Below are 5,290 nucleotides of genomic sequence, written 5' to 3'. Positions count from 1 at the left end.
GGGGCCGCCGTGTCGCGCTGGCCGAGGTCCGCCACGTCGGTGGCGCACATGAGCAGGCAGACTGCCACCTCCGCGTTGGCGCCGTCGGGCAGACCCTCGGCGGAAAGGAACTCCCCGGCCTGCTCGTCGCTTACCAGGTCGGGGTCGTGGTCGGTGCCGGCAGCCTGGTCGAGGGCGGCGTCAAGCGAGTCATCCCGCACGTCGAGCCTGCGTGCGGCGCGCAAGGCGGACGCGGCAGCGAGGGGCTTGTCCTGCGCCACGAAGTAGCCCACGAAGTTGAGGAAGGCCCGTGCGAGGTGGCGCGCGTCACTCGCGCGCTCGAAGACAGAGTAGCTCAGGGCGAGGAACTCCTGGACGTTGCCGTCTATGCGGAAGAGGTCCGCCAGGTTGAGGCGGTACTCGCAGCCCATGGGGTTCCAGCGAACCGCGTGCTTGAGGGCCTCCGTCGCCATGGCGTAGTCGCCCTCGTGGATGCAGGCGAGGGCGAGGTCCGCGTACAGGCGGTCGAGGGGTTCGCCCACGTCGCGCAGCTCGCGCGGGTCGTCCTCCACGCGACGGTACGCGAGGCGCTCGAAGAGCGTGGGGAAGCTGAACCACTGCAGCTCGTCGGTGGTGGGGCAGTTGCGGTCGACGTACTCCTCCGCATCTTCCGCAAGGCGCGCGAGCAGCTCCTGCGCCTGCCCTGCCTGTCCCTGCACCAGCAGGCCCTCAGCCCGCAGCAGCTCGTCGGTCATGCTCGTCTGGCTCACGTCGGCTCCTTCTTGGGGGAGGCCCCCTCGTCCCGTGTCTAGGGTCATAGACTACCCGTTAGCGCCCCTCCGTTGCACGCGGCCCGCCGCCGGCCAGGGCGAAGTCGATCTGCCCTCGCGAGGGCTTCGCTCCCGTCACGGTGACGGCAACGCGCATGCCGGGCCTCCAGACGCGCCCGCTCTCCTCGCCCGTGAGCGTGAGCAGCTCCTGGTCGAACGAGAACCACTCGTCGCCCAGCTCCCGCACGGGCAGCAGTCCCTCCGCGCAGCTCTGGTCCAGCATCACGAAGAGCCCGTAGCGCTCGCAGCCCACCACGACGCCCGAGAAGTCCTGGCCCACCTTGTCGGAGAACAGCTGGGCCATCTTGACCTTCTGGGAGTCGCGCTCCGCGGCGTCCGCCACGCGTTCCCGCTCGGAGCAGCTCCGGCAGATCTGGGGGAGCTCGCACTCCATCTGTGCGACGTCACGGCCCGCCCTCGCCCCGGCGAGGAGGGCCTTGAGGCTGCGATGTACCACAAGGTCGGGATAGCGCCTGATGGGGGAGGTGAAGTGGCAGTACGCGGGGGCGCCCAGGGCGTAGTGGCCGTCATTGTGAGGAAGGTACACGGCCCTGCGCTGCGCGCGAAGGAGCACCGCGTTGGCCAGCACCTCCGCCGTGGTGCCACGCGCCGCGTCCAGCACCACCTGGATAGCGTGCGGGTCTGCGGCAAGGAGCCCGGCGACCTCCTCGGCATGCACCAGGCCGAGCTCGCGCAGGATGGGCAGGGCGGCGGCGAGGTCCTCGTGGGTGGGTTGCTCGTGCACGCGATATGCCGTCGCAATGCCACCTGAAGAGAGCATGTCCGCCACGGCCTCGTTGGCGAGGAGCATGGCCTCCTCCACCAGGGCCGTGGCACGCGTGCGGGCGCGCACGCGGACGCCGGTGGGATGCCCCCCCTGGTCGAGGGTCACCTTCGCCTCGCGCGTCTGGAAGTCGATGGCACCGCGCTCGCGCCTCCGCTCGACCCTTAGGCGGGCAATCTGGTCGAGCACCCCGAGGGATTCGACTATGGCCCCCTGGTCCCCCCGTGCAGCAGGGAGGTCACCCGCAGAGATCCTCCCCTCCAGGAGGGCGTCGACCTCGTCGTAGCTCAACCGTGCCCTGGAGCGGACGGCGGAGCAGCAGGCCTCTGTCGCGCGGGGCTCTCCCCTCTCGTCAAGCGAGACGAGCACGCTCATGGCGAGCCGGTCCTCGTCTGGGCGCAGGGAGCAGAGGCCGTTGCAGAGGCGCTCCGGAAGCATGGGGAGGACTCGGTCGGCGAGGTAGCAGGAGCAGCCCCGCTGCCTCGCCTCCACGTCCATGGAACTGTTCCACCGCACGTAGTGGGACACGTCGGCGATGTGGACCTCGAGCTCGAAGCCATCGGGCGTCCTGCGCGCTCCGACGGCGTCGTCGAAGTCGCGTGCGTCCGCCGGGTCAATGGTCACGGCGACGTGCGAGCGCAGGTCCCGCCTGCGGCGGTCGGACGCAAGCGCGCCGTCGACGTCCAGGGGGAGCGACTCGGCCTCGCGCAGTGCGACCTCGGGGAAGCTCGTCGCCAGGCCGTGCGAGGCGATCACCGCCTCCATGTCCAGGTCGAGCTCCTGGGCGGAGCCAACCCTGCGGGCTATGGTCACGACCCCGGCGGCATGACGACTGGGATACTCGAGTATGCGCGCCTCGACCACGTCCCCCTGCCCCACGCCCAGCCGACGCGCGCTCTGGTCCTGCGGGAGGACGAAGAAGTCGTGGGTGATGCGCCCGTCCAGGGGAAGGACGACGCCCAGGGGGTCGGCCTCCTCGTAGCTGCCCAGGAACTCGTTGCGCGCGCGGGCAACGACGCCCTGCACGTACGCCACGCGCTCTTTGCTCCCGTGCCCGCGGGCCAGGCTCAGCCGGACCTCGTCCCCGTCCATGCCCTCGCGGAGTCCTCCCCTCGCCACGACGAAGTCCCCCTCTGCGGTATGCACGGTGGCGAGCCCGGGGCGCACCACCNCGGCGACGTGCGAGCGCAGGTCCCGCCTGCGGCGGTCGGACGCAAGCGCGCCGTCGACGTCCAGGGGGAGCGACTCGGCCTCGCGCAGTGCGACCTCGGGGAAGCTCGTCGCCAGGCCGTGCGAGGCGATCACCGCCTCCATGTCCAGGTCGAGCTCCTGGGCGGAGCCAACCCTGCGGGCTATGGTCACGACCCCGGCGGCATGACGACTGGGATACTCGAGTATGCGCGCCTCGACCACGTCCCCCTGCCCCACGCCCAGCCGACGCGCGCTCTGGTCCTGCGGGAGGACGAAGAAGTCGTGGGTGATGCGCCCGTCCAGGGGAAGGACGACGCCCAGGGGGTCGGCCTCCTCGTAGCTGCCCAGGAACTCGTTGCGCGCGCGGGCAACGACGCCCTGCACGTACGCCACGCGCTCTTTGCTCCCGTGCCCGCGGGCCAGGCTCAGCCGGACCTCGTCCCCGTCCATGCCCTCGCGGAGTCCTCCCCTCGCCACGACGAAGTCCCCCTCTGCGGTATGCACGGTGGCGAGCCCGGGGCGCACCACCCTGAGCGTGCCGGTGAGAAGGGCCTTCGGCTTACGGACGCCGGTGCCTCTCCCCCGCCGCCCGGAACCATGCGAATGCCTGACGGACATGGAACCTCCCTATGAGACGGGCGGCGCAACCCGAAGGCCACGCCGCCCAGACGAGCTCATGCGCGGACAGCGCCCGCGGTTCGATTGCCGGCTAGACCCTGAGGAAGCGCCTCATGGCGATGGCCGAGCCAAAGAGGCCCAGCACCAGCCCGGCGACGAGCAAGGCCCCGTAGGTGGTGAGCATCACGTTGAGGGGCAGGTTGAACGAGAGGAACTGCAGGCTGTTCTGGAGCTTGGGGAGCACGACCTGGGACCCCAGCTGCAGGACGGCGATGGCCAGGAGGGAACCGATGAGCGCCTCGAGCATGCCCTCTGCCAGGAAGGGCCCGCGGATGAAGCCGTTGGAGGCGCCAACCAGACGCATGATGGCAATCTCGCGCCTGCGGGCGGCGATGGCCAGACGAATGGTGTTGTTGATGAACACGAAGGCGATGAACGCCAGCAGCAGGACCAGGACCGCCACGCCGACGCGCAGGTAGTAGGTCACGCTGAAGAGGCGTTCGACCGTCTCGCGGCCGTACTGTACGGAGGACGAAGGGTCGTTGGCGTCGTCCGCCACGCCCTTGAAGTCAGCGTCGCCCGAGAGCTGGGTGGCCACGGACTCGACCTCCTGGGGGTTGGTGAGGGTGATGACCAACGAGGCGGGGACGGGGTTCTCGCCGTCGAGGGCCGCAACGGCATCGCTGGCGTTGCGATTGCTCATGGTCTGCTTGTATTCCTCCAGCGCCTGGTCCTTGCTCTTGTACGAGACGGACTCGACGTTGTCCCAGCCCTGGACCTTCCTCTGCAGAGCGTCCACCGCCGACTTGTCGGCGGAGTCGTTGAGGAAGGCCTGGATGGTGACCTGGTCCTCGACGCTGCCCACGAGGTTGTTGATGAGCGCTGAGCCCATCACGAACAGCCCGATGACGAAGAGCGAGAGGAAGATGGTGACGATGGCCCCCAGCACGGTGGACCAGTTCCTACGGAAGTGCCTTCCCGCCTCGCGCAGGGAGTAGCCGATGTTAGATGGCGCCATAGTAGCCGTAGCCTCCCCTCTCCTGATCGCGCACGACGTGGCCGGCCTCAAGGGCCAGGACGCGCTTGCGCATGGAATCGACCATCTCGCGGTCATGGGTCGCCATGACGACGGTGGTTCCGGTGCGGTTGATGCGGTCGAGCAGCTTCATGATGCCCAGCGAGATGGCGGGGTCCAGGTTGCCCGTGGGCTCGTCGCAGACGAGCAGGGGAGGCCTGTTGACCATGGCACGGGCGACGGAGACGCGCTGCTGCTCTCCGCCCGAGAGCTGGTCGGGGTAGTTGTCCATCTTCTCGGCCAGTCCGACGAGGCGAAGCACCTCGGGCACCTGGGCCTTGATGACGGAGCGGGGCTTGCCGATGCACTCCAGCGCGAACGAGACGTTCTCGTACACGGTCTTGTCGGGCAGGAGCTTGAAGTCCTGGTACACCGTGCCGATCTGGCGGCGGAGGTACGGGACCTTGCCGTTGCGCATGCGCGTGAGCTCCTGACCGGCGACCATGACCTTGCCCTTGGTGGCGCGAAGCTCGCGCGTGAGGAGCTTGAGGAAGGTAGACTTGCCGGAGCCGGAGTGACCCACGACGAAGACGAACTCGCCAGGATAGATGTCCAGGCTGACGTCATCGAGGGCGGGCTTGTTGGGCTGGGCGGGGTAGATCAGCGTGACGTTTCTGAGCGAGATGGTGGGGGTCCCCGTACGCGCGACCACGGGGGCGTTGGAACCATCAATGGGGGCGAACACGCTGGTGAAGCCAGGCTGGGCGGGAGCCTGCGCCTCGTCCTCGCGCACGGTCAGGCCGGCGGCGGAAGCCCCTGCCTGCTGAGGCTCGGGTGCTCGGGGCGCCTCGGCTACCGACTGCCAGGGCCTGG

4 protein-coding genes are annotated in these 5,290 nt (G+C 69.3%); all 4 read right to left on the bottom strand.

Features of this window, described 5'->3' with window-relative positions; genetic code table 11:
* On the bottom strand, window positions 1-749 hold a 749-nt coding region (locus BQ7388_RS10380; RefSeq protein ID WP_072500600.1), incomplete at its 3' end, for a hypothetical protein.
* A gap of 58 nt (window positions 750-807) precedes the next feature.
* A complete protein-coding gene (locus BQ7388_RS10375; protein ID WP_456319936.1) occupies window positions 808-3,234 on the bottom strand; it encodes a VacB/RNase II family 3'-5' exoribonuclease in 2,427 nt (808 codons plus the stop codon).
* 259 nt (window positions 3,235-3,493) lie between these two features.
* Window positions 3,494-4,420, bottom strand: coding sequence for a permease-like cell division protein FtsX (ftsX, locus tag BQ7388_RS10370; RefSeq protein ID WP_009278158.1), 927 nt, complete (start codon window positions 4,418-4,420; stop codon window positions 3,494-3,496).
* On the bottom strand, window positions 4,407-5,290 hold an 884-nt coding region (ftsE, locus tag BQ7388_RS10365; RefSeq protein ID WP_234946954.1), incomplete at its 5' end, for a cell division ATP-binding protein FtsE. The genes ftsX and ftsE, both read right to left, overlap by 14 nt.

This window comes from Olsenella phocaeensis, assembly GCF_900120385.1.
GTDB classification, from domain to species: domain Bacteria; phylum Actinomycetota; class Coriobacteriia; order Coriobacteriales; family Atopobiaceae; genus Olsenella_I; species Olsenella_I phocaeensis.
This window is presented reverse-complemented; position numbering and strand designations above follow the sequence as displayed.

What these genes read in the sequence shown, in the direction of transcription:
- ftsX (WP_009278158.1), bottom strand. Translation starts at nt 4,420, where the DNA reads ATGGCGCCATCTAACATCGGCTACTCCCTGCGCGAGGCGGGAAGGCAC.